Below are 26,200 nucleotides of genomic sequence, written 5' to 3' on the forward strand. Positions count from 1 at the left end.
ACCCTTCGGAGACCCCGCCGGGACCGAAACGACGCGTAGGAGACCACTTTCATGCATCAGGGCAACCACCGCGACCACGAGGGCGCGAAGAAGCTGTTCGAGCTCATCAAGGACGTGAAGATCGCCATGATGACCACCGTCGACTCCGACGGCACGCTCAACAGCCGCCCGATGTGGAACAACGACGCCGACGAGAACGGCGACCTGTGGTTCTTCACCAAGCTGCACTCGCCCAAGACGGCCGAGATCAGCAAGGACAACCAGATCAACCTCGCCTATTCCGACCCGTCGAGCCAGAACTACGTCTCGGTGGCCGGCAAGGCGGAGATCGTCCGCGACCAGTCGATCATCGACGCGAAGTGGAATGAGAGCCTGAAGACCTGGTTCCCGAACGGCAAGGACGATCCAGAGGTCGCTCTGATCCGCGTCCACCCGGAGAAGGGCGAGTACTGGGACAGCCCGAACAGCACGATGCTGCACCTCTACGGCTACGTGAAGGCCTCGCTCACCGGGGAGAGCCCGAAGACTGAGACCAAGAAGGTCGACCTCGCCTGAGGATCGGCTGTCAGGATCGGCGGTTTCGCGGGCGGTCTCCGGGCGGAGGCCGCCCGTCTTCTTGACGTGTGCGGTCCCGGCATGCGCTCTGCGCGTTCCAAGCGCGGCAGAGTGCCTGACGAATGCTCGATCTGGCGAAACGGGTCTACGATCACAGTTTCCGCATCGACCCGATCGTGCGGTCGCTCCTCGACACCGATTTCTACAAGCTCCTGATGGCGCAGACGATCCTGCGCCGGCACCCCGACATCCAGACCACCTTCGGCATCACCAACCGCACCCGCCGGATCCGGATCGCCGACGAGGTCGATGCCGGGCTGCTGCGGGAACAGCTCGACCACGCCCGGACGCTGCGCCTCAGCAAGGGCGAGATCACGTGGCTGCGGGGCAACGTGTTCCGCGGCCAGGGACGCATCCTCGGCCCCGAATTCGTCTCCTGGTTCGAGACCTTCCAGCTCCCCGAATACGAGCTCGCCGTCCATGACGGCCAGTACGAGCTGACTTTCCACGGCCCCTGGGTCGAGACCACCATGTGGGAGGTCCCGGCGCTCGCGATCCTGAACGAGCTGCGGGCGCGGGCCGTGCTGCGGGGCCTCGGCAAGCTCGACCTGCAGGTGCTCTACGCCCGCGCCATGACCCGGGTCTGGGAGAAGATCGAGCGGCTGCAGAGGCTTCCGGACCTGTCGGTGGCGGATTTCGGCACGCGTCGGCGCCACGGATTCCTGTGGCAGGACTGGTGCGTTCAGGCCATGGCGGAGGGCCTGGACGGCGCGTTCCTCGGCACCTCCAACTGCCTGATCGCGGCCCGGCAGGAGGTCGAGCCGGTGGGGACGAACGCCCACGAATTGCCGATGGTCTACGCGGCGCTCGCCGAGGACGACGCGGCGCTCGCCGCCGCGCCCTACGCGGTGCTCGCCGACTGGCAGGAGGATTACGGCGGCAACCTGCTGGTGATCCTGCCCGATACCTACGGAACCACCGGATTCCTGGCGAACGCCCCCGACTGGGTCAGCGACTGGACCGGCATCCGCATCGACTCGAAGGACCCGATCGAGGGCGGCGAGGAGGTCATCCGCTTCTGGCAGGATCGCGGGCACGACCCGCGGGAGAAGCTCGCGATCTTCTCGGACGGCCTCGACATCGACGAGATCGAGCGCATCCACGCCCGGTTCCACGGGCGCATGCGCATCGGCTACGGCTGGGGCACGCTGCTCACCAACGATTTCCGCGGGCTGCTGCCGGACGGCAAGCTCGACCCGGTCTCCATCGTCTGCAAGGTCACGCAGGCCGACGGCCGGCCGACCGTGAAGCTCTCCGACAATCCCACCAAGGCGCAGGGCCCGGCCGACGAGGTCGCCCGGTACCGGCGCGTCTTCGGCGTGGGCGCGCAGGAGGCCCTCCCGGTAGTGGTGTGAAGGGGGTTCGTACCGTTTCCGGTTGATCAGATCGGTTCCGCCGTCCTTGCGAGCGGAGCGAAGCAATCCAGATAGCGCCACGCTCCCTGCTGTCCCGCAGCCCTGGGTTGCTTCGCTGCGCTCGCAAAGACGGAGCGGGCCGCACCGACCGAAGCGTTCAACCGGAAACGGTATCAGACCCGCTGCGGTGAAACACGGAGGCCGCCGCCCCAGGGATGAATTCATTATCATGTCCGGCAATCGGGGCGCCTCGGGCGGCCCTGTCCGGGAGAACGCCATGTCGATGAATCGCCGCTCGCTCATCGGGGCCGCGGGCCTCGCCCTGACGGCGCCCGCCCTACAGGGCGCGCAGGCGGCCGAGGCCGCGAAGCCGGCCGCGAAGGCAGCGCCGCCGCACGTCACGAAGATCCTCGCGCAGTGGATCCTGGGATCCTCCTACGACACCCTGCCGGAGCCCGTCCGCCGCGAGGGCGTGCGCAGCTTCCTCAACTGGGTCGGGGTGGCCATCGGCGGCTCGCACCACGAGACCGTCGACGTGGCGGTCTCGGCGCTGCAGCCCTTCTCCGGGCCGCCGCAGGCCGGGCTGTTCGGACGGACCGAGCGGTTCGACATCATGAACGCCGCCTTCCTCAACGGCGTGTCGAGCCACATTTTCGACTTCGACGACACCCACCTGAAGACGATCATCCACCCGGCCGGCCCGGTCGCCTCGGCGATCCTGGCCTACGCGGCGATGAAACCGGTCTCCGGCAAGGACTTCCTCGAAGCCCTGGTGGTCGGGATCGAGGCCGAATGCCGGATCGGCAACGCGGTCTACCCGAACCACTACGATGCCGGGTGGCACATCACCGGCACCGCGGGCGTGTTCGGATCGGCCGCCGCCGCGGGCAAGCTGATGGGGCTCACCGAGCAGCAGATGGTCTACGCCCTCGGGCTCGCCGCCTCGCAGCCGGTGGGCCTGCGCGAGTCGTTCGGCTCGATGAACAAGAGCTTCAACCCGGGCCGGGCCGCGTCCAACGGCCTGTTCGCCGCGATCCTGGCGGCCAAGGGCTTCACCTCGTCGGACGGCATGATCGAGGCCAAGCGCGGCTGGGCCAACACGATCTCCACCAAGCAGGACTGGTCGCAGATCACCGACGGCCTCGGCACCCGCTACGAGGCGCAGCTCAACACCTACAAGCCCTTCGCCTGCGGGATCGTCATGCACCCGACGATCGACGCGGCGATCCAGATCCGCGACCAGGACCACGTCAAGCCGGAGGACATCCAGCGCGTCGACCTGAAGGTCCACCCGCTCGTCCTGGAGCTAACCGGCAAGACCGCGCCGAAGACCGGCCTGGAGGGCAAGTTCAGCATCTACCACGCCGCCGCGGTGGCCTTCGTGGAGGGCGCGGGCGGCGAGAAGCAGTTCAGCGACCGGGCGGTGAACGATCCGCGGGTGGTGGCCCTGCGCCAGAAGGTGGTCCCGGTGATCACCCCCGGCGTCGATCCCGCGCAGGTCGACATGACCGTGACGCTGAACGACGGGCGGACCTTCCACCGGCATATCGAGCACGCGATCGGCAGCGTCGAGAAGCCGATGTCGGACGCGCAGCTGGAGGCGAAATTCACCGACCTCGCCGCCGGCATCCTGCCGGACGCGCAGGCCAGGAAGGTGATGCAGCTGTGCTGGTCTCTGCCCGAGCTGAAGGATGCGGGCGAGGTGGCGCGGGCCGGCGTCGCGGGGGCCTAACCTGAACGCGAAACCCTCGGGATCGATTTCGCGTCCTGTGCCGTTCCCCGTCCGCGAGGCTTCCGCCGCTCCCGGCGGCCGCCCGCGCGTGGCGTTCGGGACGTGGATCACGGTATGGGCACGAGAACCCCGGTCGGGGTCGAACCGGCAGCGCGGCACGGGACTCCGCTGATCACACCGCGGCCGACCCGCGTCGCCGCCGCCGAGATGCCGCGGGCCGCCATGGCGTCGCCCGTCGTGGTCGGCGCCACCATCATCGCCGCCCTGTATTTCGGCCGCGAGATCTTCATCCCGATCGCGATCGCGCTGCTGCTGTCGTTCGTGCTGACGCCGCTGGTGAACCGCCTGCGGCGGCTGCGGCTGCCGCGGCTGGTGGCGGTGGGCGTCAGCGTGCTCCTGACCGTGGGCATCGTGGCCTCCCTGGCGACCCTGATCGGCATCCAGGCGGCCGATCTCGCGGGGGACGTCCCGCGTTACCGAGCCACGATCGAGCGCAAGATCAACGGCCTGCGCGACTCGCCTGTGGGCCACGTCACGGAATACGTCGCCAATATCGGCCGGGCGCTGCACGGCGGCGCCAAGGAGGCCGGGAGCCCGGAGGCGCAGCCGGCCGCGCCACCGCCGTCAACGTCGCCGGCATCGCCGCCGTCGACGCCCTCGGCGGCTCCCGAGCCGGCCCAGGCCGCGCCCAAGCCCGTCCTCGTCGAGGTCGCCACGACCCCGCCGGGCTCCCTGGAGATGCTCTCGACCGTGCTCACGCCGGTGATGCATCCCCTGGCCACGGTCGGCATCGTCTTCGTGGTGCTGCTGTTCGTGCTGATGCAGCGCGAGGACCTGCGCGACCGCATGATCCGGCTGGCCGGATCGAGCGACCTGCACCGGACCACCGTGGCCATCGACGACGCGGCCAAGCGCCTGAGCCGCTACTTCGTGGTCCAGCTCGCCCTCAACGCCGCCTTCGGCGTGGTCATCGGCATCGGCCTCTACCTCATCGGCGTGCCGAACCCGGTGCTCTGGGCGATCTTCGCGGCCCTGATGCGCTTCGTGCCGTATCTCGGGGCGGTCCTGTCGGCGATCCTCCCGATGGCGCTCGCCGCGGCGGTCGATCCCGGCTGGAACATGATGATCGCCGTGGCGATCCTGTTCGTCGTCCTGGAGCCGCTGACCGGCCAGGTCTTCGAGCCGATCTTCTACGGGCAATCCACCGGGCTCTCGCCCTTCGCGGTCCTGGTCTCGGCCCTGTTCTGGACGTGGCTGTGGGGGCCGGTCGGCCTGCTGCTCTCGACGCCCCTGACCGTCTGCCTCGTGGTGCTCGGACGCTACGTCGAGCACCTGGAGTTCCTAGACGTGCTGTTCGGCGACCGGCCGGCGCTGACGCCCGTCCAGAACTTCTACCAGCGCATCCTGGCGGGCGATTCCGAGGAGGTGCTGGGCCATGCCGAGCTGATCCTGCAGCAATGCTCGCTCTCGTCCTACTACGACGACGTCGTGCTCAAGGCGCTGGAACTCGCCGCCCGCGACGCGGCCCGCGGGGTGCTGACCGCGCAGCAGAAGGGCGCGATGCGCGCCGCGCTCACCGAGCTGATCGCCGACCTCTCCGACCGCAGCGACGCCGTCGCGGGGGCGACGGGCGACGGCGAGGAGAGCGCCTGCAGCCCGCTCCCGATGGGGCCGCCCGCGGAGGCGCTGCCCGCCGCCTGGACGCGCGAGGGCGCGGTGCTGTGCGTGGCGGGGCGCGGCTTCCTGGACGAGGCCGCGGCCGCGATCCTCGCGCAGATCCTGGAGAAGCGCGGCCTCGGCGTCCGCACGGTCCCGTTCGCCGAGACGGCCTCCGTGCGGATCGGCCGGTTCGAGGCCGGGCCCGCGCGGATCGCCTGCGTGGTCTCCCTGGCGCTCGACGGAGAGCCGACGCACCTGCGCCGCCTGATCCGCCGGCTGCGCGGCCGGGTCCCGGGCGTTCCGGTCCTGCTCGGCCTGTGGCTCGCCCAGGACAGCGGGGCGAACCGCCTCGCCGGCGGGCCGGGGGGCGCCGAGGCCGACGCGCAGGTCGGATCGCTGCGCGAGGCCGTCGAGGCTATCCTGGCGGCCGCGCAGGAGGACGCGACCTGCGCGACCGCGACGAACGCATCGACGGACGCATCGGAGGGCACGTCGGACGCCCGCGGCCAGGCGGCGCGTCTGCCCGCGCCGGCCGGGGCGTGAGTCGCGGATGCGCGGGGGCGGGGGCTTGACGGGCAGGGGCGCGCGCCGGTTTCGTCGGGACGGGCCGTTTGGCCGGGCGGCCTTCGGGCGCAACAGGGGACGGAACGGATGAGCGTCGTCGAACTCGGCCGGTTCATGGATGACCTCGCGGACGCGTCCGGGAAGGCGATCCTGCCGTTCTTCCGCGCCCAGTTCGGCCTGGACGACAAGGCCCGCGGCGGGGCGCCGTTCGATCCGGTTACCGAGGCCGACCGGGCTGCCGAGGTCGTCCTCCGGGCGATGATCGGCCAGACCTTCCCGGGCCACGGCATCCTCGGCGAGGAATTCGGCGCGGAGCGCACCGACGCCGAGTGCGTCTGGGTCCTCGACCCGATCGACGGCACCCGCGCCTTCATCGGCGGCCTGCCGACCTGGGGAACCCTGATCGGGCTGACCCGAAACGGCGTGCCGGTGCGGGGGATGATGCACCAGCCCTATCTCGCGGAGCGGTTCACCGGGGACGGGCGCAGCGCCAAGCTCCGCGCGCCGGCGGGCGAGCGGACCCTGCGCACCCGCCGCTGCGGTGACCTCGCCCAGGCGATCCTGGCGACCACGGATCCCCGGCTGTTCGCGGCCGGCGACGAGGCCGAGCGATTCCGGGCGCTGGAAGGCCAGGTGCGGATGTCCCGCTACGGCGCGGATTGCTACGCCTACTGCATGCTGGCGGCCGGCCAGATCGACCTCGTGGTCGAGGCCGGGCTCAAGCCCTACGACATCGTCGCGCTGATCCCGATCGTCGAGGGGGCGGGGGGGCGGGTCACCGCCTGGGACGGCGGCTCGGCCGCCGGCGGCGGCCGCGTGATCGCGGCCGGCGACCCGCGGCTGCACGAGGCCGCGCTCAAGGTTCTGAACCCGTGACGCGCGTCCGCATCGAGCCCGTCCGCCGCCGCGAAGGCCCGACCGCGTGCTGCTGAACGCGCTGATCCTGATCACGACCCTGGTGCCGCACGCCGAGGCCGGCGCGGACGCCCTCGCGCGCGCCCTTCCGCCCCCGGCGACCGTTTCCGCTCCGGCCGACAGCCCACCCCCGCGCTTCGACCCCGCGACCCGCTCCGTGTCCAACTGGCACGGCCAGACCGGCGCGCAGCTGACGCCGCGGGCGCTGGCGATCACCGCCTCGCTGGCCGACGATCCGCCCTACGTCGCCCGCTGCGTGCGGCTCAACAACGGCTGGTGCATCAAGTCCGCCCGCTGGTCCGGCGAGATCGGCGCCGACGGGGAGGGCCACACCGCCTTCGCCACCCTCGACGACGGCGCCGACGCCGCCGCGAGCCTGCTGCGGCGCTACTACCGCGACTACGGCCGTCGCACGGCGCTGGCCATCGTGCGCCGCTGGGCGCCGGCCGAGTGCCGCGTCGGTGCCGCGCCCGCGCGGCCGGGCCGGGCGGCGGCGGCGCCGGTCGTCTCGGCGGCCCTCGCGCCCCGCGGCCTCGGGCGGACCCTGCGGGCGCGCTACCTCGCCGCGCACCGCCCCGGCGGCGCGCCGCGGGGCCGGGCGGCCCTGCGGGTTCAGCCCTGGTCGCTGCTCGCCCGGATGGCCGGCCGCCCGACCCGACGCCCGGTCGCCATCCCGCGGGTGGCGATGCTCCAGCCGGTTCCCGACATCGCCGCGGGCATTTCGGCCTCCACCGGCCGCCCGGCCGGGAGCGTCGCCGACCCGTCGGCGCTGCTCGACCGGAAGCCAAGTCGCGTCCCGAGTGCCGACCGGATGGTCGCCGAATCCGCGCTGCTGCCGGCGATCGCGGCCGGCCTGCCGGTCCTCGACCTGCGCCTGCCGGCTCCGCTCTGCACCGGCGACGAGGTCCGGATCCAGGCCTACGCCAACCGCATCAGCGCCAGCGTCGGCCTGAAGCCCGGCGACGACCTCGACCTGTTCGGGCCGGACGGCGCGCCGCGCGCCAATCTGGCGCCCGTGATGCTGGCGATGTCGGCGGTGGAGCTCGGCACGCTGCGCGCCGGCCCGGACCTCGTCGCCGGGGCGATCGCCCGGCTGAGGCCGCCCACGCCGGCCGCCAACACCGCGCCGCCCTAGGGGCGGCTTCCCGGGCGGCAAGCCTTGCGGTTCCGGCCCGCCCGCGCCACCTCTGCCCGGCCCGTTCCCCTCACCACGAGCCCGCCCGTGCCCCTGATCGACCTTGCCGCGCGCGCCGGCTCGGCCGTCAAAGCCTTCGCCGAAGCCTCGCACGACCTGCTGGTCCAGCCGACCCTGCGGCTGGGCGTGACCGGGCTCGCGCGCTCGGGCAAGACCGTGTTCACCACGGCGCTGATCCACCACCTCGTGGAGACCCACGCGCTGCCGGCCTTCGCGCCCGCCCAGGAGGGTCGCCTGCGCCGCGCCAAGCTGGTGCCCCAGCCCGACGACGACGTGCCGCGCTTCCCCTTCGAGGAGCATTTCGCGACGCTCACCGAGGCGCGGCGCTGGCCGCGCTCCACCGACCGGATCAGCCAGTTCCGCCTGGAGATCGCCTACGAGCGCGCCGCCGGCTGGCGCTCCGGCCCCGCGACCCTGATGCTCGACGTGGTCGACTACCCGGGCGAATGGCTCCTCGACCTCGCGCTGATCGAGACCAGCTACACGGCGTGGTCCCGGGCCACGATCGGCGGTACCCGCCGGCCCGGCCGCGCCGCCGTGGCGGCGCCCTGGCTGGAGGCGCTCAAGGGCTTCGACCCGAACGGCCCCCTCGACGAGGTCGCGGCCGAGCGGGCGAGCGACGCCTTCAAGACCTACCTCGCGGGCCTGCGCGCCGGCCCCGAAGCCGTGGCGACGACGCCCCCGGGCCGGTTCCTGATGCCGGGCGACCTCGCGGGTTCCCCGGCGCTCACCTTCGCGCCCCTCGATCGGCTCACCGAGACGATCGCCCCCGACAGCCTCGCCGGGCTGATGGAGCGGCGCTTCGAGGCCTACAAGTCCAAGGTCGTGACGCCGTTCTTCCGCGACCATTTCCAGCGGGTCGACCGGCAGATCGTGCTGGTGGACGTCCTGTCGGCGGTCGATGCCGGGCCGACCGCCCTGGCGGAGCTGGAGGAGGCGCTGGACGCGGTGCTGCTCAGCCTCAACATCGGCCGCAACACGGTGCTGTCGCGGCTGTTCGCGCCACGGGCCGACCGCGTGCTGTTCGCCGCCACCAAGGCCGACCATCTCCACCAGACGAGCCACGACCGGCTCGACGCGCTGCTGCGGCTGCTCGTGTCGCGGGCCATGCGGCGGACCGAGGCCGCGGGCGCCCGGGTCGGTACGGTGGCGCTCGCCTCGGTGCGCGCCACCCGCGAGTCCACCGTCCACGACGGGTCGGAGACGCTGCGGGCGGTGGCCGGCACGCCGGAAGCCGGCGAGGTGGTGGGCGACGAGGTCTTCGACGGCAACAGCGAGGCCGCGATCTTCCCGGGCGAGCTGCCGGCCCGCGCGGAGGCGGTGCTGGAGGGCGCGGTCGAGCCGGGCTCGCTGCGCTTCCCGCGCTTCCGGCCGCCGCTGGTGCGCCCGGACGGGCTCGGCCGCGCGGGGCACCTGCCGCAGATCCGGCTCGACCGGGCGATGCAGTTCCTGATCGGCGACCGGCTGGCGTGACGATGTGTGCGATGCGGAGCCCGCGACCATGACCTCCGGCCAGAAACCCCGCGCCTTCCGGATCAGCCCCGAACCGGTCGGCGAGCCGAGCGTGACCACGACGCCGCTCGGACCGCGGCCGCCGCAGGCCCGGATCGTCGAGGAACCCTTCGAGATCCTCGACGCCGCCGACGGCGTCGCCGTGCCGGTGGCGCCGCGCTCGCGCTCGCCCTGGGGCGCCCTGTTCTTCTCGGCGGTGGGCGGCCTCGTCTCCCTGGGCGTGGGACTGTCGGTCGAGCGGATGATCAGCGACCTGTTCCAGGCCGCCCCCTGGCTCGGCTGGGTGGCCCTGGCGCTGCTGGGCCTCGCCGCACTGGCGCTGCTGGCGATCGTGGTGCGGGAACTCGCCGGCCTTCGGCGCGAGCGCAAGATCGAGCGGCTGCGCCAGTCGGCGCTGGACGCCCTCGCCACCCGCGACCACACCGGCGCGCAGGCGGTGGTGCAGGCGCTCTCGACCTTCTACGCGGACCGCGACGCCCTGTCGGCGGGCCGCGCCCGGATCGACGCCGCCGCCGACGCGATCCTCGACGTCGACGACCGGATCGGACTGGCCGAGCACGAACTGCTCGCCGGCCTCGACCGGCAGGCGCGGAACGCCATCGCGACGACGGCCAAGCAGGTCTCGGCGGTGACGGCGCTGAGCCCGCGGGCGATCGTCGACGTGGCGTTCGTCGTCTTCGCAGCGGTGCGGCTTCTGCGCCGGATCGCGGCGATCTACGGCGGGCGGCCGGGCTTCCTCGGCTTCCTGCGGCTGGGGCGCGCGGCGCTCGCGCATCTCACGGTCACCGGCGGCATGGCGGTGGGCGAGAGCGTGATGCAGCAGGTTCTGGGGCTCGGGATCGCCGCCCGGGTCTCCGCCAAGCTGGGGGAGGGCGTGCTCAACGGGCTGATGACCGCCCGGTTCGGGCTCGCGGCGCTCAACGTCTGCCGGCCGCTGCCGTTCGTGCGGGAGGCCCCGCCGCGGCTCGCCGACGTCGCCGGCGAGCTGCTGCGCTCGGCCGAGGCCGAGCCGAAATAGGGGCGGGGCTACTTGGCGCCCGCGGCGGCGCGGCGGTTGGCGATGCGCGAGAACATGTTGCCGGTGTAGTCGGCGGTCTTCGGCTTCTCGGGCTCGCCGAGCTTGGCCTCGAAGGCCTCGATCCGCTTGAGCAGCGTCACGTCGTTGAACAGCGAGCTGTTGAAGTTGCTCTGGGCCCGGGGGCCGAGGGCGGTCTGCACCGCTTCGAGTCGTTCCAGAAGCTCTTTGCGCGTCACGGTGCTCTCCAGGGGCGGCTTCGGGACGAAGGACCGCCCGTGCCGCCACTGAAGAGGGCGGTGGTAAACAGCGCGTTAATGCGACCCGCGCCGGTCCCATCCCGCCGAGCCACGGGGACGCCGATCGTCCGCGCGCGCCGCAGGGCTCGCAGGCTCAGAGCCCCTTCAGGAACCCGGCGAGCCGCATCAGCCCCTCGGGCCAGGGGCCGTGCCCGCTCGCCACGTTGAGGTGGCCGGATTCGCCCGCGTCGACCGTGAGCGCCCCCCAGGCATGGGCGAAGTCGTCCGCCCGCTCGTAGCGGCAGTACGGGTCGGTACGGCTGGCGACCAGCAGGGACGGGAAGGGCAGGGGATCGCGCGGCACCGGCGCGAAGGCCCGGACCGCGTCGGGCAGGCCCGGCGCTTCCTCGACGTCCGGGAGCGCCACCAGGAGGGCGCCGCGCACCACCCCCGCGGGGAAGCGCGGCACCGCCTCGACGCAGGCCACCACGCCGAGGCTGTGGGCGATCAGGATGACCGGCCGCGTCGCCGCCGCGACCGCCTCGGCGATGCGGCCGCACCACGCCTCCGGGGTCGGTTCGTGCCACTGGTCCTGCTCGACCACGCGCGCGGTAGCGAGGCGGCCCGCCCAGCGGGCCTGCCAATGGTCCTCCTCGGAGCCCCCGAGCCCCGGGACGATGAGGATGTCGCAGTCGGCGGTCTTCATACCGGGATGCCTAGTGCGGACCGACGGACGCGTCGAGACCGTCCCGTCATTCGGCCGCGATCGGCGCCGCTCCCTCGAGGGCCAGGATGTGTCGGGCGATCTGCACGGAGGCGCGGTTCTTCGCCTTGGCCTCGATCTCGAAATCCGCCCAGGCGAGGTGCCGGGCGACGAGGTCGTTCACCGCCCGGTTCCACATCATGTCGGAATGGGCCGCGAGGTCCCGGACCGCGTGGCCGGCCGCGCGCAGGGCCGGGAAGTCGGGCAGGGCGTCCGGATCGCAGGCGGCGGAGACCGCCTCGCGCGACACGCTGATATGGGCCACGGGCCGGACGCCGCGCCAGGATTCCTGCACCCGGGCGATCCGGGCATCGTCCGGCTCGAGATACTCCCCGCCGCTCTCGACCCAGTGGTGGTGCAGGTCGAGCACCACGGGCACGAGGTCGGCGAGCCGCAGCACCGCGTCGAGGCCGAACACGTTCTCGTCGTTCTCGACCGTCACGAGGTCGCGCGCCACCCGGCTCGCCCGGGGCAGGGTCTCGCGGAAGCCCTCGACCCCCGGGTCGCCCGCGCCGACATGGATGTTGATATGGGCGCCGTGCGGATGCCAGCCGCCGCCGTAGCCCATCCGGTCGAAGATCTCGGCGTGGTAGTCGAGCTCGGACAGGCCGTTGGCGATCGCCGCCGGGTTGCGGCTCGCCAGCAGGCAGAACGGTCCCGGGTGGAAGCTCAGGCGCACCCCGAGCCGGCGGGCCAGCGCGCCGGCCTCGGCGAGGCCGCGCTCGACCAGCGCCGCCATCTCGGGCTCGGCGTAGAGCGGCTGCGCGATCGGGTGGGTGTAGCCCGGAAGGACGTTGCTCGCCATGCGCAGGAGACGCTCCAGCGGCGGCCGGGCCCCGACCCAGGCGATCTGGCGGGCGAGGGCGTCGAGGTTGTGGGCGACGAGCCCGGTGAGCTTCACCCGCCGGGCGGCCGGCTCCAGCTTCGTGAGATGGGCCATGGTCACGCTGGTGAGGTTCATGTGCAGCGTGGCCTCCCGCTCCGCCTTGAGGGTGGCATGGGTGCCGGGCGGCTCGTCCAGGACGAACTTGCAGCAGAATCCGAGTCGGGGCTGATCGCGCATAACGAGCACAACGCGCGGAGGGCCGCGGCGTCCCCGCGCGACGCGCGGAACGGCCGCGGCACGACGACGTTGGGAGTCCCGAGCGCGGCAGTTCCGCGCACTGGCCCCGATCCATGCCCCCGTCACCGTCGCGTTCGACCGGCCCCTCGGAGGGCGGCTCGATCCTCTGGATCCTGATGCTCGGTTCGGCGCTGGTCGCCCTCGCGGCGGCGCCGGCGCGGCGCCGCGTGCCGGCGGCTCTCCCCGCCGACGCGCCGCCGCTCGACCGCGATCCGTCCTGCGACGATCGGGGCCTGCGGAAGGGCGTCGCCGCGGGGGCGCGCTCGATCTCGGGGCGCGCCGCGCAGCTCACCGCCGCGACCCAGCCGGAGCGCGGCCGCGCCGCCGACAGCCCCGTCGAGATGACGCGGTCCGGCTGGAAGGACATCGTCGTCCGGGTCTACCTGGAGTTCAACAAGGACCGGGTCCTGGCGGTCGCCGCCGGGGTGACCTTCTACACGCTGCTGTCGCTGTTCCCCGCCATCGCCGCGCTGGTCTCCTGCTACGGCCTCTTCGCCGACGTGACCGTCATCAACGATCACCTCGCCCAGCTGCACGCGGTCCTGCCGTCCGGCGCGGTCGAGCTCATCGGCGACCAGGTCAAGCGCATCGCCGCCAAGGGCAGCGGCTCCCTCAGCATCACGTTCTTCTCCAGCCTGCTCCTGTCGATCTGGAGCGCCAACGCGGCCATGAAGGCGATGTTCGACGCGCTGAACGTCGTCTACGAGGAGGAGGAGAAGCGGAACTTCTTCTGGCTCAACCTCCGCTCGCTCACTTTCACGGTCGGCGCCCTGCTGTTCATCATCGTCGCGCTCAACGTGATCGTCGTCGTGCCGGTGATGCTGAACTTCCTGGGCCTCGGCTCGACCGCGTGGCTGCTCGCGGCCCTGCGCTGGCCAGCGATCCTGATCGTCCTGCTCGGCGGCCTGTCGGTGCTCTACCGATTCGGGCCGAGCCGGGAGCACGCCCGCTGGCGCTGGGTCGGGTTCGGCAGCGTCGTCGCGGGCCTGCTCTGGCTCGCCGCGTCGCTCCTGTTCTCCTGGTACGTCGCCAATTTCGGCACCTACAACGAGACCTACGGGTCGCTCGGCGCCGTGATCGGCTTCATGACGTGGATCTGGATCTCCTCGACGATCGTGCTGCTCGGGGGCGAGATCAACGCGGAGCTGGAGCACCAGACCGCCCGCGACACCACCACGGGCGCGCCGCTGCCGATGGGCGCGCGCCGGGCGCGGATGGCAGACACCGTCGGCGCCGCCGCCTGAACGCCGCGTCTCCGATCCCGGAGACGCCCTGCGGCATCCTCCGGGACTGCCGGACAGGGCGCGCGATCCCTATATAGCGTGGCGAGAAGGGAGATCGTCATGGCCGACACGCCGACCACCAGCCCGGAGACCCGCAGTGACGCCGAGTGGCGCTCGGCGCTGACACCGGAGCAGTACCGGGTCCTGCGCGAGCACGGCACGGAGCGGGCCGGCACGAGCTGTCTGCTCGCCGAGAAGCGGGCCGGGACCTTCACCTGCGCCGGCTGCGGTCATCCGCTGTTCGAGCAGGGCACCAAGTTCGAGTCCGGAACGGGCTGGCCGAGCTTCTTCGAGCCCCTCGACGGCGCCGTCGAGACCACGGTGGACCGCAGCCACTGGATGGTCCGCACCGAAGTGCACTGCGCCCGCTGCAAGGGCCATCTGGGCCACGTCTTCGACGACGGCCCGGCGCCGACCGGCCTGCGCTACTGCATGAACGGCGCGGCGATGAATTTCGAGCCGGCTGAATGAATCGCGGGGGCCGCTAACCTGGGTTCGGAAACGCGGCGCGAAAGCCGGGATATCGGGGACAGGGACCGCCGGGGCCGGATCCTAGAGCCGATCCGGTCTTGATTTCGTCGCGTTTTTGCTTAGCGCTCTATAGTCTCAGGATGTCGCTGTCCGGTGATTGGCGACGGAAGCGGTCAGGCTCTGGCGAATACGGCGTGGCAGTCAGCTTATACGCCGTGCGGGCCGGCTCCACGTGCCCCCTTCCGTGCGGCCCGGCGGCGCTGAGGGCTGTCCGCCGGATCGGCGCGCCGCCGACCAAGCGGGAGGGGTTTTGAGTTCATGAGCACCGTTCGCCGATTTCTGGTCGCACCATCCCTGGTCCGCCTGATCCGCAAGGAGCGGGGTGGCGCCCGCATCACCGAGGGTCACTTCGCGCCCCAGGGCGGCCGGGCCTCCTACGTGCGCGTCGACGGCCAGGTCTGCCAGCTGGTCCTGGTGAACAAGGGGCCGGACGGCGTCCCTGTCGAGGAGCGCACCGACGTCCCGCGCGCCCACGGCGACGCCCTGCTGGACGTGTGCCCCGGCAAGGCCGCCTACGACCGCACCACGCTGAATGCCGGCGGGCGCGAGATCGCCATCGACCGCTACGTCACCCCCGGCAGCCTGGACCTGATCAGCGTCACCTTCGACGATGACGGCGAGGCCGCCGGCTTCCACGCCCCGAGCTGGTTCGGCCGCGAGGTCAGCAGCGAGCCGGCCTTCGAGCGGGCGGCCCTGGCCATCCAGGGCGTGCCGGCGGCCGAGGAGGTGGCGCTGAGCAACGCCGCGCTGGACGCGGTGCTGGACCTGATCGAGCCGCGCTTCGGCTTCGGCCGTTACGGTAGCAGCAGCAGCAGCCGGAGCACCGAGTCCGACGAGGGCGCGATGGGTGCTATGCGCCGGGCCGCTGCTCCGGCGGCGCTGGCCGCCGCCGCGCCGGTCGTCGCCGCACCGCCGCCGGCTCCCGAGCCAGCCGCTGCCGCCGCGCGCCCGCCCGAGCCGGCCCCGGAGCATCACCCCGAGCCCGAGCCGCAGCCGGAGCCCGCGCCGGAAGCGGCCGCGCACGCCGCGCCGGCCGCCGAGACGCCCGCCCCGCAATCCGGCAGCGGCGACGCCCTGCACGGGGATGCCCGCATCGACGACGTCATCGAGAGCCTGTCGCAGGCCCTCGGCGCGGCGATCCACCAGCAGCCCGATCCCGCCGCCGAGAACAAGGACGGGAAGAGCGAGGATCCCGCCTCGATGTTCGAGCGCTGGACCGTCCGCCCCCGCCGGACCCAGCAGCAGACCTGACCCGCGTCGCAACGACGCGAGGCACGGCCGGGCCGCAGCGCAGATCGCGCTGCGGCCCGTCTGTTTTCGCGGTTCCGCGGCTCTCGGGTACGAGAGATCTTCGTCCGGGAATGACAGGTTTTTGTCACGGATGGTTCCGGGCGGATAAGCGTGCAGCCGTTGAGGCGCCGGGTGATAGTCGCTAGCGTGCCGGCAAATCGGGAGGGTGCGCGGTCGTCGCACGGGATGGACATGGCACAGGCAATCCAGGCGACGGCTCCCGCCGCAGCGCCCCGCGAGCCCTGGTACAAGGTGCTCTACATCCAGGTGCTGATCGCCATCGCGCTCGGCGTGCTGCTCGGCTGGTACGACCCGGCCACCGGCAAGTCGATGAAGTGGCTCGGCGACGCCTTCATCGGCCTGATCAAGATGATGATCGCGCCGATCATCTTCTGCACGATCGTCCACGGCATCGCGTCGATCGGCGACCTCAAGAAGGTCGGCCGCGTCGGCCTGAAGGCGCTGGTCTACTTCGAGGTGGTGTCCACCATCGCGCTGCTGATCGGCGTCATCGTCGGCGAGGTGATCCGGCCCGGCGCCGGCTTCAACGCCGACCCGTCGAAGCTCGACGCCAGCAAGGTCGCGACCTACGCCAGCAAGGCGGCCGCCGATTCCACCGTCGCCCACATCCTGGCGATCATCCCGAAGAGCTTCCTCGACCCCTTCGCCACCGGCGACCTGCTGCAGGTGCTGCTGATCTCGATCCTCACCGGCGTCGTGGTGACGAATCTCGGCGAGCGCGCGGCCTCGGTGAACCACGCGATCGACACCGCCGGCCAGATCTTCTTCCGGATCATCGGCATCGTCGTGAAGCTCGCCCCCGTCGGCGCCTTCGGCGCCATGGCGTTCACGATCGGCGAGTACGGCATCCAGAAGGTCTACGACCTCGCGTGGCTGGTCGGTACCTTCTACATCACGGCGATCCTGTTCGTGCTTCTGGTGCTCGGGTCGATCGCCCGGGTGGCGGGCTTCTCGATCCTGCGCTTCCTCGCCTACATCAAGGACGAGCTGCTGATCGTGGTCGGCACGTCGTCCTCCGAGACGGTGCTGCCGCAGCTCATGACCAAGATGCGCCGCCTCGGCGCCTCGGACTCGGTCGTCGGCCTCGTGGTGCCGACCGGCTACTCGTTCAACCTCGACGGCACCAACATCTACATGACGCTGGCGACGCTGTTCCTCGCGCAGGCCGTGGGCGTGGACCTGTCGATCAGCCAGTACGCGACCATCATCCTGGTGGCGATGCTGACCTCGAAGGGCGCCTCGGGCGTCACGGGTGCCGGCTTCATCACCCTGGCGGCGACGCTCTCGGCGATCCCCAACAGCCCGGTGCCGGTCGCCGCCATGACCCTGGTCCTCGGCATCGACAAGTTCATGTCCGAGTGCCGCGCGCTCACCAACCTCGTGGGCAACGGCGTCGCCTGCGTGGTGGTCAGCCGCTGGGAAGGCGAGCTCGACGTCGCCAAGCTCAACGAGGTGATGGCCCACCCGGTCGCCATCGGCACCCACATCGCCGACGAGTCGCCGCAGCCGATGGGCACCGACAGCAAGGTCGCCGCCGCCGAGTGATGGGATCGCCGACGGCGGAGAACGCGGGTCGCCCGCGTCTCGGGATCGATCTCGGCGGCACCAAGATCGCCGGGATCGTGCTCGGCCGGGACGGGTCGAACCTGGCCGAGGCGCGGATGCCCGCCCCGCGGGGCGCCTACCGGGCCACCGTCGAGGCCGTGGCCGACCTCGTCCTGCGTCTCGAGGCCGAGGCCGGCGCGCCCTGCAGCGTCGGCATCGGCATGCCCGGGAGCCTGTCCCCGGCGACGGGCCTCGTGCGCAACGCCAACTCGCACTGGCTCAACGGACACCCGTTCGCGGCCGATCTCGGTGCGCGCCTTGAGCGCCCGCTCCGGATCGAGAACGACGCCAACTGCCTGGCGGTGTCGGAGGCGATCGACGGCGCCGGCGCCGGGGCCCGCGTGGTCTGGGCGGTGATCCTGGGCACCGGTGTCGGGTCCGGCATCGCCCTTGACGGTCGGGTGCTCACGGGCCGCAATGGCATCGCGGGCGAGTGGGGCCACGGCCCCCTGCCGGCGCCCCGCGACGACGAGCGGCCGGGCGCCGCCTGCTATTGCGGCCGCCAGGGCTGCGTCGAGACCTGGCTGTCCGGTCCCGGGCTGGCCGCCGACCACGCGCGGCGGCACGGCGGCGACCTCAGCGCCGAGGCGGTCGTCGCCGAGGCCCGGGCCGGGAGTTCGGCGGCGCGGGAGACGCTCGCCGTCCACCTCGAGCGCCTCGGGCGCGCGGCCGCCCAGGTGGTGAACCTCCTCGACCCGGACGTGATCGTGATCGGCGGCGGCCTGTCCCGCATCCCGGAGCTGATCGCGGGCCTGCCGGCGGCGATCGCCCCCCACGTCTTCTCCGACGCCTTCGACACGCCCGTGCGGGCGAGCCTGCACGGCGACGCGTCGGGCGTGCGCGGCGCGGCGTGGCTGTGGGAGGCGGAGACCGTCTGAGATCCGTCCGCGACCCGTCCGCGGCCCGGCCTTGGTCGATCGAACTGCCGAGCTCACAGAGACGTCGGTTGCGGGGCCGGAGGGCGCAGGGCAGGACGGCAGCACCGCATCGCCGAAGCCCCGATGATCGTCCGCACCCGGCCCAACCTGCTGACCCTGCTGTTCACCCTGCGCGGCTCGATCGTGCCGCGGGTGGCGCCCAAGCTCGCGGGGATCGTCGCGGTCTCGTGCGCGGTGGTGTGGGCGGAATCGCGGTGGCCCGCGCTGTTCCCGGTCAGCGCGGGGGTGACGCCGTTCACCGTGGTCGGCCTCGCCCTCTCGATCTTCCTGAGCTTTCGCAACAACGCCTGCTACGAGCGCTGGTGGGAGGCCCGGAAGCACTGGGGCAACCTGATCGGCGAGGTGCGCAACCTCGCCCGCGCCCTCCCGGCCCTGCTGCCCGAGCGGGAGGCCGCGCTCCAGCTCCGGCGCCTGTCGGCCTTCGCGCACGGCCTCCACGCCCGCCTGCGCGACCTGGACGAGGCCGCCGCCGTCGACCGGACGAGCCCCGGATCGGACCTGTCCGGCCCGAACCCCACCGACTCGGTCCTGGCCGCCATCACCCGCGATCTCGCCGCGCTGACGCGCGCGGGCCGGCTCAGCGACATCCAGTTCGGCCTCCTCGAGGCCCGGATCGAGGCGCTGTCGGGGGTGCACACCGCCTGCGAGCGCCTCGCCAACACGCCGCTGCCCTTCGCCTACACCCTTCTCGTATACCGGACCGCCTGGCTCTACTGCCTGCTCCTGCCGGTGGGCCTCACCGGCGCCCTGGGCTGGGCGACTCCGATCGTGGTGGCGCTCGTGGCCTACACGTTCTTCGGGCTCGACGCCCTCGGGGACGAGCTCGAGGAGCCGTTCGGCACCGAGCCCAACGACCTGCCCCTCGACGCCATGGTCCGCGCCGTGGACCGCATCGTCCACCACGCGCTCGGCGAGCCGATGCCCCAGGCGCTGGCGCCCGACGGGTACTGGCTGCGCTAGCGCCTACCCGTTCCAGGCACGCAGCACGGGCTCGGTGCGGTCGTGCTCGTAGCCGAGCACCGAGACACTCGCGGTGCCGAGGACGAGGAGCGCGCCGCACCGCGGCTCCAGGCCGATCCAGCGCGCGGCCAGCACCCGCAGAAAATGTGCGCTGGAGAAGACGATGAGGTCGGCGTCGCGGGCGCGGGCCCGGGCGATGACCCGATCCGCGCGGGCACCGACATCCGCCGCCGTCTCGCCGCTTGGGCAGCCGTCGCGGAACAGCCGCCAGTCCGGCCGCTCGGCCAGGATCGCCTTCGTGGTCCGGCCCTCGTAGGCGCCGTAATCCCACTCGGCGAGATCCGGGTCGATCGCGCGGCGGTCGCCGAAGCCCGCCAGCGCGCAGGTCGTGGCCGCCCGGCCCGACGGGCTCGACCACACCTCCGCGTAGGCGCGGCGCGCCAGGCGCGGTGCGAGGGCGCGCGCCGCGTCCTCACCCTCCGGCGTCAGGGGGATGTCGCTGCGCCCGGTATGCTGACCGGACCGGCTCCAGGCGGTCTCGCCGTGGCGGACCAGCGTGATCTGCGGGAACGGGCTCTCGGCCATGCGTGCCTCCCCGGGCACGCGGTCCGCGGCCCTGTCATCGATCCAGTCATCGACCCTGCCATCAACGCCGCCGCCGCGCTTCGGTCTCATCGGTTCGGCAATGCCGTCGGGAGCCGTCACGCGCCGTCTTGGACCCGATCAAGATCGTGCTTGCGCCCGCGTGAAAACGGACATAAACATATCTTTATGTCTATCGAACGCAGGCAAGAAGCGGGGTCGATCCCCTTTCCGGAAGCCCTGGGCGTCCTGCGTGCCGCCGCGGAGGAGACGCGCCTGCGCATCCTGGCGCTGCTCGTCGAGGGGGAACTGTCGGTGTCCGACCTCACCGACATCCTGGGTCAATCGCAGCCGCGGATCTCCCGCCACCTGAAGCTCTTGGTGGAGGCCGGGCTGGTCGAGCGGCACCGCGAGGGGGCCTGGGCGTTCTTTCGGCTGTCCGACGCCCGCGCCGGCCTGGCGGACCCGCTCCTGTCCGGTCTCGACCGGACCGCGCCGCCCCTGTCGGAGGACCGCGCGCGCCTCGACGCCGTCCGGGCGCAGCGGGCGGATGCCGCCACGACCTTCTTCGCCCGGCTGGCTCCCAAATGGGACGAGCTGCGCTCCCTGCACGTGCCCGAGGCGATCGTGGAGGCCGCGGTGCTCGACGCCCTGGGCGACCGCCCGATCGGCAGCCTGATCGATCTCGGCACCGGCACCGGCCGGATGCTCGGCCTGCTGGCGCCCCGGGCCGGCCGCGCCACGGGGCTCGATTCGAGCCACGCCATGCTGTCCGTCGCCCGGGCCAACCTGGAGCGCCAGGGCCTCGCGCGGGTGGACCTGCGGCAGGGCGACATCCACGCGCCGCCCTTCGCGCGGGCGAGCTTCGACCTCGTCGTGGTCCATCAGGTGCTGCACTATCTCGACGACCCGGCCCGGGCGCTGCGCGGGGCCGCGCGGCTCGTGGCGCCGGGCGGCCGCCTGCTGGTGGTGGACTTCGCGCCGCACGAGCTGGAATTCCTCCGCACCGGGCAGGCCCATCGGCGCCTCGGCTTCTCCGCCGAGCAGGTCTCCGGCTGGCTCGCCGAGGCCGGGCTCGCGACGGTCGCCACCCGCGATCTGACGCCGCGCGAGTCGGGCCAGCTCACCGTCACCCTCTGGCTGGCCCAGGACGGGCTGGCTCAGGACGGACTGGCCGACACCGACACAGAACAGCCTCAGCGCGCCGTCGCCTGAGACACTGACCTCCGCAGACTTCGTCTGAACCGACCGACATAGAGGACGAGACCCCGATGCGCCGCTCCACCCACCGCGCCAGCCGCGACGGCTACCACCCGATCCGCGTCTCGATCGAGTTCTTCCCCCCGAAGACCGACGAGATGGAGAAGATCCTCTGGAACTCCATCGAGCGCCTCGCGCCACTGCAGCCGAGCTTCGTCTCGGTGACCTACGGCGCCGGCGGCTCCACCCGCGAGCGCACCCACAACACGGTCGCCCGCATGGTCCGCGAGACCGGCCTCAAGCCCGCCGCCCACCTCACCTGCGTGGACGCCTCCCGCGAGGAGATCGACGCGGTGGTCCAGTCCTACTGGGACGCGGGCGTGCGCCACATCGTGGCTTTGCGCGGCGACCCGGCCGAGGGTGTCGGCCACGCCTACCGGCCGCACCCGGAGGGCTACGCCTCGACCGCAGAGCTGGTGAAGGGGATCAAGCGGATCGGCGACTTCAAGGTCTCGGTTTCGGCCTATCCCGAGAAGCACCCCGAGGCGGCCTCCCTCGACGCCGACATCGACGCCCTGAAGGCCAAGGTCGATGCCGGGGCCGACCAGGCGATCACCCAGTTCTTCTTCGAGAACGAGATCTACCTGCGCTACCTGGACAAGGTCCGGGCCGCCGGGATCACGATCCCGATCATCCCGGGCATCCTGCCGGTGCAGAACTTCAAGCAGGCGGCGAACTTCGCCCGCCGCACCGGCGCCTCGGTGCCCTACTGGCTGGCCGCCCGGTTCGAGGGGCTGGAGGACGACGTCGAGACCCGCCGGCTCGTGGCCGGCGCGGTGGCGGCCGAGCAGGTGCTCGACCTCGTGGACGAGGGCGTCAACGACTTCCACTTCTACTCGATGAACCGCTCCGACTTGGTCTACGCGATCTGCCACCTGCTCGGCCTGCGCGCCCAGGCGCCGAAGCTGGCGGCCGCGAAGGCCGCGGCTTAAATTCTCGGGGCCGCGGTCCGTCATCGCGAGCGCAGCGAAGCGACCCAGGGCAGCGCGACCTCCGCGAGCGTGGCGCTGCTGGATTGCTTCGCTTCGCTCGCAAAGACGGCTTGTGTCCGAGACAGCAGCCAGGGCACGCACGAGAGACCGAAGACACCCCCTCCACCTCGTCCTTAGGTGCCGCGCGAGTGGCCCCGAAGGAGGGCTCCAGGGAACACCGAGATATCTGGAGGCCTCCAAGGCCTCCGCTTCGCTCCGGCACCTCAGGACGAGGTGATCTGACAGGACGCACGATGACCGATTTTGCCCCCGTCGACGGCACCGAGATCGCGAAGGCCTTGCGCCACCGCGCCGCGGAGAAGATCCTCGTCCTCGACGGGGCGATGGGCACCGTCATCCAGCGCCTGAAGTTCTCGGAAGAGGACTTTCGCGGCGACCGGTTCAGGGATCACGGGCACGATCAGAAGGGCAACAACGACCTGCTGATCCTGACCCAGCCCGACGCGATCCGGCAGATCCACCTCGACTACTTCCTGGCCGGCGCCGACGTCTGCGAGACCAACACCTTCTCGGGCACCACCATCGCCCAGGCCGATTACGGAATGGAGTCGATCATCCACGAGCTGAATGCTCAAGGAGCGCGGCTCGCCCGCGAGGCGGCCAAGCTCGCCGAGGAGAAGGACGGCCGCCGCCGCTTCGTGGCCGGCGCCATCGGCCCGACGAACCGCACCCTGTCGATCTCGCCCGACGTGAACAACCCGGGCTTCCGGGCGGTCACCTTCGACCAAGTCAAGCAGGCCTACGTGGAGCAGGTCCGCGGCCTGATCGACGGCGGCGCCGAGCTGATCCTGATCGAGACGATCTTCGACACGCTGAACGCCAAGGCGGCGGTCGCGGCGGCGTGGCAGGTCTTCGACGAGACCGGCATCCGGCTGCCGATCCAGATCTCCGGCACGATCACGGATCTCTCGGGCCGCACCCTGTCGGGCCAGACCCCGGCGGCCTTCTGGCACTCCCTGCGCCATTCCGAGCCGCTGACCTTCGGCCTCAACTGCGCCCTCGGCGCGCGCGAGATGCGCGGCCACATCGCCGAGCTGTCGCGGATCTGCGACACGCTGGTCTGCGCCTACCCGAATGCCGGCCTGCCGAACGAGTTCGGCCTCTACGACGAGAGCCCGGAGGCGATGGGCAAGCTGGTCGGCGAGTTCGCCGAATCCGGCCTCGTCAACATGGTCGGCGGCTGCTGCGGCACTACGCCGGACCACATCCGCGCCATCGCGGAGGCCGTCGCCGGCAAGGCACCGCGGCCGATCCCCGAGGTGCCGCGCCTGATGCGTCTGTCGGGCCTCGAGCCCTTCGTGCTCACGCCGGAAATCCCGTTCGTGAACGTGGGCGAGCGCACGAACGTCACCGGCTCGGCCAAGTTCCGCAAGCTCATCACCAACGGCGACTACGCGGCGGCGCTGGACGTCGCGCGCGATCAGGTGGCGGCCGGCGCCCAGGTGATCGACGTCAACATGGACGAGGGCCTGCTCGACTCGCAGAAGGCGATGGTCGAGTTCCTCAATCTCGTCGCCGCCGAACCCGACATCGCCCGGGTGCCCGTGATGGTCGATTCCTCGAAATTCGAGGTGATCGAGGCCGGCCTCAAGTGCATTCAGGGCAAGCCGATCGTGAACTCGATCTCCATGAAGGAGGGCGAGGAGAAGTTCATCGAAGCCGCCAGGGTCTGCCGCTCCTACGGGGCCGCCGTGGTGGTGATGGCCTTCGACGAGCAGGGGCAGGCGGATTCCTACGAACGCAAGGTCGAGATCTGCACCAAGGCCTACCGGATCCTGACCGAGCAGGTCGGCTTCCCGCCCGAGGACATCATCTTCGATCCGAACATCTTCGCGGTCGCCACGGGCATCGAGGAGCACAACCCGTACGGCGTGGCCTTCATCGAGGCGACCCGCACGATCCGCGAGACCCTGCCGCACGCCCATATCTCGGGCGGCGTCTCGAACCTCAGCTTCGCCTTCCGCGGCAACGAGCCGGTGCGCGAGGCCATGCACGCGGTGTTCCTGTTCCACTGCATCAAGGCCGGCATGGACATGGGCATCGTCAATGCCGGCCAGCTCGCCGTCTACGACGAGATCCCGGCGGAGCTGCGCGAGCTGTGCGAGGACGTCGTCCTCAACCGCCGCGAGGATTCCACCGAGCGCCTGCTGGAGGCCGCCGAGCGCTTCAAGACCGGCGCATCGGCCCAGGCCAAGACCGCCGACCTGACTTGGCGCGAGGCTCCGGTCGAGAAGCGGATCGAGCACGCGCTGGTCAACGGCATCACCGAGTACATCGTGGCCGACACCGAGGAGGCGCGGGCCTCAGCCGAGCGCCCGCTCCACGTCATCGAGGGCCCGCTGATGGCCGGCATGAACGTGGTCGGCGACCTGTTCGGCTCCGGCAAGATGTTCCTGCCGCAGGTGGTGAAGTCAGCCCGCGTGATGAAGCAGGCGGTCGCCTATCTCGAGCCGTTCATGGAGGAGGAGAAGCGCGCCAACGGCGGCGACGGCAAGCGCCAGGCCGCCGGCAAGGTGCTGATGGCGACCGTGAAGGGCGACGTCCACGATATCGGCAAGAACATCGTCGGCGTCGTGCTGGCCTGCAACAACTACGAGATCATCGATCTCGGCGTGATGGTGCCGGCCGCCAAGATCCTGGAGACCGCCAAGACCGAGAAAGTCGACATCGTCGGCCTGTCGGGCCTGATCACCCCGTCGCTCGACGAGATGGTCCACGTGGCCGGCGAGATGGAGCGCGAGGGGCTCGACGTGCCGCTGCTGATCGGCGGTGCCACCACGAGCCGCGTCCACACGGCGGTGAAGATCCACCCGGCCTACGCCAAGGGTCAGGCGGTCTACGTCACGGACGCGAGCCGCGCGGTCGGCGTGGTGTCGAGCCTGATCTCGAAGGAGACTCGTGGGCCGACGATCGAGAAGGTCCGGGCCGAGTACGCCAAGGTGGCGGACGCCCACAGGCGCTCGGAGGCCGACAAGCAGCGGCTGCCGCTCGCGAAGGCGCGGACCAACGCCTTCAAGATCGACTGGTCGGGCTACAAGCCGGCCAAGCCGACCTTCACCGGCACGAGGGTCTACGGCTCCTACGAGGTCGCCGACCTCGTGCCCTACATCGACTGGACGCCGTTCCTGCAGACCTACGAGTTCAAGGGCCGCTTCCCGGCGATCCTGGACGATCCCGAGCAGGGCCCGGCCGCCCGCGCCCTCTACGAGGACGCGCAGGCGATGCTGAAGCAGATCGTTGAGGAGCGCTGGTTCAATCCGAAGGCGGTGATCGGCTTCTGGCCGGCCAACAGCGTCGGCGACGACATCGCGCTCTACACAGGCGAGAGCCGGTCGGAGCGGCTCGCCACCTTCCACGGCCTGCGCCAGCAGCTCTCGAAGCGCGACGGGCGGTCGAACACCTGCCTGTCGGACTTCGTGGCCCCGGCCGAGACCGGCATCGCCGATTATGTCGGCGGCTTCGTGGTCACGGCCGGCCTGGAGGAGGTGCGGATCGCCGAGCGGTTCGAGCGGGCCAACGACGATTACCGGGCGATCCTCGTGAAGGCGCTCGCCGACCGCATCGCCGAGGCCTTCGCCGAGCGGATGCACGAGCGGGTGCGCAAGGAGTTCTGGGGCTACGCGTCCGACGAGGCCTACGGGCCCGAGGAGCTGGTGCTGGAGAAGTACGACGGCATCCGCCCGGCCCCGGGCTATCCGGCCCAGCCCGACCACACCGAGAAGACCACCCTGTTCGACCTCCTGAAGGCCGAGAGCCGGATCGGCGTGAAGCTCACCGAGTCCTACGCGATGTGGCCGGGTTCGTCGGTATCGGGGATCTACATCGCCCACCCGGACGCGCACTATTTCGGCGTCGCCAAGGTGGAGCGGGATCAGGTCGAGGATTACGCCGCCCGCAAGGGGATGGATGTCCGCGACGTCGAGCGCTGGCTCGGCCCGATCCTGAACTACGATCCGGCGCGGTACATGCCGCAGGCGGCGGAGTAGGGGCGGGGCACCACCGTCATCGCGAGCGCAGCGAAGCGAGCCAGGGCAGCGCGACATCGGTCGGC

At 71.6% G+C, this 26,200-nt stretch carries 21 protein-coding genes; 17 read left to right on the top strand and 4 right to left on the bottom strand.

The window, feature by feature from the left end; all coding sequences use genetic code 11:
- Positions 1-51 precede the first annotated feature (51 nt).
- The 8 genes from ACLBYG_RS07575 to ACLBYG_RS07610 all read left to right on the top strand — a co-directional run bounded on the left by ACLBYG_RS07575 (position 52) and on the right by ACLBYG_RS07610 (position 10,565).
- Positions 52-555, top strand: a complete 504-nt coding sequence (locus ACLBYG_RS07575) for a pyridoxamine 5'-phosphate oxidase family protein (protein WP_024830124.1) — start codon at positions 52-54, stop codon at positions 553-555.
- 122 nt (positions 556-677) lie between these two features.
- Positions 678-1,970 carry a nicotinate phosphoribosyltransferase gene (gene pncB, locus ACLBYG_RS07580; RefSeq protein ID WP_091680394.1) on the top strand — a complete coding sequence of 431 codons (1,293 nt, stop codon included), beginning with the start codon at positions 678-680 and terminating at the stop codon, positions 1,968-1,970.
- Between the two features lie 277 nt (positions 1,971-2,247).
- Entirely contained in the window at positions 2,248-3,702 is a 1,455-nt protein-coding gene (locus tag ACLBYG_RS07585) for an MmgE/PrpD family protein (RefSeq protein ID WP_331297475.1), read from the top strand.
- A 114-nt stretch (positions 3,703-3,816) separates the two neighbouring features.
- A complete protein-coding gene (locus ACLBYG_RS07590) occupies positions 3,817-5,904 on the top strand; it encodes an AI-2E family transporter (protein ID WP_447681058.1) in 2,088 nt (695 codons plus the stop codon).
- Between the two features lie 108 nt (positions 5,905-6,012).
- A complete protein-coding gene (gene hisN / locus ACLBYG_RS07595; protein WP_012319114.1) occupies positions 6,013-6,801 on the top strand; it encodes a histidinol-phosphatase in 789 nt (262 codons plus the stop codon).
- 46 nt (positions 6,802-6,847) lie between these two features.
- Positions 6,848-7,975: a hypothetical protein gene (locus ACLBYG_RS07600; RefSeq protein ID WP_447681059.1), complete on the top strand. Its 1,128-nt coding sequence runs from the start codon at positions 6,848-6,850 to the stop codon at positions 7,973-7,975.
- 87 nt (positions 7,976-8,062) lie between these two features.
- A complete protein-coding gene (locus ACLBYG_RS07605) occupies positions 8,063-9,508 on the top strand; it encodes a YcjX family protein (protein ID WP_447681060.1) in 1,446 nt (481 codons plus the stop codon).
- A gap of 28 nt (positions 9,509-9,536) precedes the next feature.
- Positions 9,537-10,565: a YcjF family protein gene (locus ACLBYG_RS07610; protein WP_100252337.1), complete on the top strand. Its 1,029-nt coding sequence runs from the start codon at positions 9,537-9,539 to the stop codon at positions 10,563-10,565.
- Positions 10,566-10,573: 8 nt separating this feature from the next.
- Here the strand turns inward: ACLBYG_RS07610 and ACLBYG_RS07615 are convergent, their stop codons facing one another.
- The 3 genes from ACLBYG_RS07615 to ACLBYG_RS07625 form a co-directional block, all read right to left on the bottom strand.
- A complete protein-coding gene (locus ACLBYG_RS07615; protein WP_012319110.1) occupies positions 10,574-10,801 on the bottom strand; it encodes a hypothetical protein in 228 nt (75 codons plus the stop codon).
- A gap of 154 nt (positions 10,802-10,955) precedes the next feature.
- A complete protein-coding gene (locus tag ACLBYG_RS07620) occupies positions 10,956-11,507 on the bottom strand; it encodes an RBBP9/YdeN family alpha/beta hydrolase (RefSeq protein WP_091927532.1) in 552 nt (183 codons plus the stop codon).
- Between the two features lie 46 nt (positions 11,508-11,553).
- Positions 11,554-12,627, bottom strand: a complete 1,074-nt coding sequence (locus ACLBYG_RS07625) for a UV damage repair endonuclease (protein ID WP_020095377.1) — start codon at positions 12,625-12,627, stop codon at positions 11,554-11,556.
- A 113-nt stretch (positions 12,628-12,740) separates the two neighbouring features.
- On the opposite strand from ACLBYG_RS07625, the gene ACLBYG_RS07630 reads away from it, so the two are divergent.
- The 6 genes from ACLBYG_RS07630 to ACLBYG_RS07655 all read left to right on the top strand — a co-directional run bounded on the left by ACLBYG_RS07630 (position 12,741) and on the right by ACLBYG_RS07655 (position 19,315).
- Positions 12,741-13,931, top strand: coding sequence for a YihY/virulence factor BrkB family protein (locus ACLBYG_RS07630; protein WP_020095376.1), 1,191 nt, complete (start codon positions 12,741-12,743; stop codon positions 13,929-13,931).
- A 99-nt stretch (positions 13,932-14,030) separates the two neighbouring features.
- Positions 14,031-14,441 carry a peptide-methionine (R)-S-oxide reductase MsrB gene (gene msrB, locus ACLBYG_RS07635; RefSeq protein WP_447681061.1) on the top strand — a complete coding sequence of 137 codons (411 nt, stop codon included), beginning with the start codon at positions 14,031-14,033 and terminating at the stop codon, positions 14,439-14,441.
- 318 nt (positions 14,442-14,759) lie between these two features.
- A complete protein-coding gene (locus ACLBYG_RS07640) occupies positions 14,760-15,752 on the top strand; it encodes a hypothetical protein (protein ID WP_447681062.1) in 993 nt (330 codons plus the stop codon).
- Between the two features lie 231 nt (positions 15,753-15,983).
- Positions 15,984-17,357 (top strand): dicarboxylate/amino acid:cation symporter, encoded by a 1,374-nt coding sequence (locus ACLBYG_RS07645; protein ID WP_447681063.1) that lies wholly within the window; start codon positions 15,984-15,986, stop codon positions 17,355-17,357.
- Positions 17,357-18,295, top strand: coding sequence for an ROK family protein (locus ACLBYG_RS07650; protein ID WP_447681064.1), 939 nt, complete (start codon positions 17,357-17,359; stop codon positions 18,293-18,295). Before ACLBYG_RS07645 ends, ACLBYG_RS07650 begins: the two co-directional genes overlap by 1 nt.
- A gap of 123 nt (positions 18,296-18,418) precedes the next feature.
- On the top strand, positions 18,419-19,315 hold the full coding sequence (locus ACLBYG_RS07655; protein ID WP_091680375.1) for a bestrophin family protein: 897 nt from the start codon (positions 18,419-18,421) through the stop codon (positions 19,313-19,315).
- Positions 19,316-19,318: 3 nt separating this feature from the next.
- Here ACLBYG_RS07655 and ACLBYG_RS07660 read toward each other — a convergent pair whose 3' ends face one another.
- Positions 19,319-19,900 (bottom strand): histidine phosphatase family protein, encoded by a 582-nt coding sequence (locus ACLBYG_RS07660; protein ID WP_447681065.1) that lies wholly within the window; start codon positions 19,898-19,900, stop codon positions 19,319-19,321.
- A 186-nt stretch (positions 19,901-20,086) separates the two neighbouring features.
- Between ACLBYG_RS07660 and ACLBYG_RS07665 the strand changes: the two genes are divergently transcribed.
- The 3 genes from ACLBYG_RS07665 to metH all read left to right on the top strand — a co-directional run bounded on the left by ACLBYG_RS07665 (position 20,087) and on the right by metH (position 26,135).
- Positions 20,087-21,112: an ArsR/SmtB family transcription factor gene (locus tag ACLBYG_RS07665; RefSeq protein ID WP_020095369.1), complete on the top strand. Its 1,026-nt coding sequence runs from the start codon at positions 20,087-20,089 to the stop codon at positions 21,110-21,112.
- A 56-nt stretch (positions 21,113-21,168) separates the two neighbouring features.
- The gene (gene metF / locus ACLBYG_RS07670) at positions 21,169-22,089 is read left to right on the top strand and encodes a methylenetetrahydrofolate reductase [NAD(P)H] (protein WP_447681066.1); all 921 of its coding nucleotides are present in this window, start codon (positions 21,169-21,171) and stop codon (positions 22,087-22,089) included.
- A 293-nt stretch (positions 22,090-22,382) separates the two neighbouring features.
- Positions 22,383-26,135, top strand: a complete 3,753-nt coding sequence (gene metH / locus ACLBYG_RS07675; RefSeq protein WP_447681067.1) for a methionine synthase — start codon at positions 22,383-22,385, stop codon at positions 26,133-26,135.
- The last annotated feature ends 65 nt before the right edge of the window (positions 26,136-26,200 follow it).

It is taken from the genome of Methylobacterium sp. D53M, from assembly GCF_053345625.1.

What these genes read in the sequence shown, in the direction of transcription:
- msrB (WP_447681061.1), top strand. Translation starts at nt 14,031, where the DNA reads ATGGCCGACACGCCGACCACCAGCCCGGAGACCCGCAGTGACGCCGAG.
- ACLBYG_RS07640 (WP_447681062.1), top strand. Translation starts at nt 14,760, where the DNA reads ATGAGCACCGTTCGCCGATTTCTGGTCGCACCATCCCTGGTCCGCCTG.
- metF (WP_447681066.1), top strand. Translation starts at nt 21,169, where the DNA reads ATGCGCCGCTCCACCCACCGCGCCAGCCGCGACGGCTACCACCCGATC.
- ACLBYG_RS07630 (WP_020095376.1), top strand. Translation starts at nt 12,741, where the DNA reads ATGCCCCCGTCACCGTCGCGTTCGACCGGCCCCTCGGAGGGCGGCTCG.
- metH (WP_447681067.1), top strand. Translation starts at nt 22,383, where the DNA reads ATGACCGATTTTGCCCCCGTCGACGGCACCGAGATCGCGAAGGCCTTG.
- ACLBYG_RS07655 (WP_091680375.1), top strand. Translation starts at nt 18,419, where the DNA reads ATGATCGTCCGCACCCGGCCCAACCTGCTGACCCTGCTGTTCACCCTG.
- ACLBYG_RS07575 (WP_024830124.1), top strand. Translation starts at nt 52, where the DNA reads ATGCATCAGGGCAACCACCGCGACCACGAGGGCGCGAAGAAGCTGTTC.
- pncB (WP_091680394.1), top strand. Translation starts at nt 678, where the DNA reads ATGCTCGATCTGGCGAAACGGGTCTACGATCACAGTTTCCGCATCGAC.
- ACLBYG_RS07625 (WP_020095377.1), bottom strand. Translation starts at nt 12,627, where the DNA reads ATGCGCGATCAGCCCCGACTCGGATTCTGCTGCAAGTTCGTCCTGGAC.
- hisN (WP_012319114.1), top strand. Translation starts at nt 6,013, where the DNA reads ATGAGCGTCGTCGAACTCGGCCGGTTCATGGATGACCTCGCGGACGCG.
- ACLBYG_RS07585 (WP_331297475.1), top strand. Translation starts at nt 2,248, where the DNA reads ATGTCGATGAATCGCCGCTCGCTCATCGGGGCCGCGGGCCTCGCCCTG.
- ACLBYG_RS07590 (WP_447681058.1), top strand. Translation starts at nt 3,817, where the DNA reads ATGGGCACGAGAACCCCGGTCGGGGTCGAACCGGCAGCGCGGCACGGG.
- ACLBYG_RS07645 (WP_447681063.1), top strand. Translation starts at nt 15,984, where the DNA reads ATGGCACAGGCAATCCAGGCGACGGCTCCCGCCGCAGCGCCCCGCGAG.
- ACLBYG_RS07665 (WP_020095369.1), top strand. Translation starts at nt 20,087, where the DNA reads ATGTCTATCGAACGCAGGCAAGAAGCGGGGTCGATCCCCTTTCCGGAA.
- ACLBYG_RS07650 (WP_447681064.1), top strand. Translation starts at nt 17,357, where the DNA reads ATGGGATCGCCGACGGCGGAGAACGCGGGTCGCCCGCGTCTCGGGATC.
- ACLBYG_RS07660 (WP_447681065.1), bottom strand. Translation starts at nt 19,900, where the DNA reads ATGGCCGAGAGCCCGTTCCCGCAGATCACGCTGGTCCGCCACGGCGAG.
- ACLBYG_RS07620 (WP_091927532.1), bottom strand. Translation starts at nt 11,507, where the DNA reads ATGAAGACCGCCGACTGCGACATCCTCATCGTCCCGGGGCTCGGGGGC.
- ACLBYG_RS07610 (WP_100252337.1), top strand. Translation starts at nt 9,537, where the DNA reads ATGACCTCCGGCCAGAAACCCCGCGCCTTCCGGATCAGCCCCGAACCG.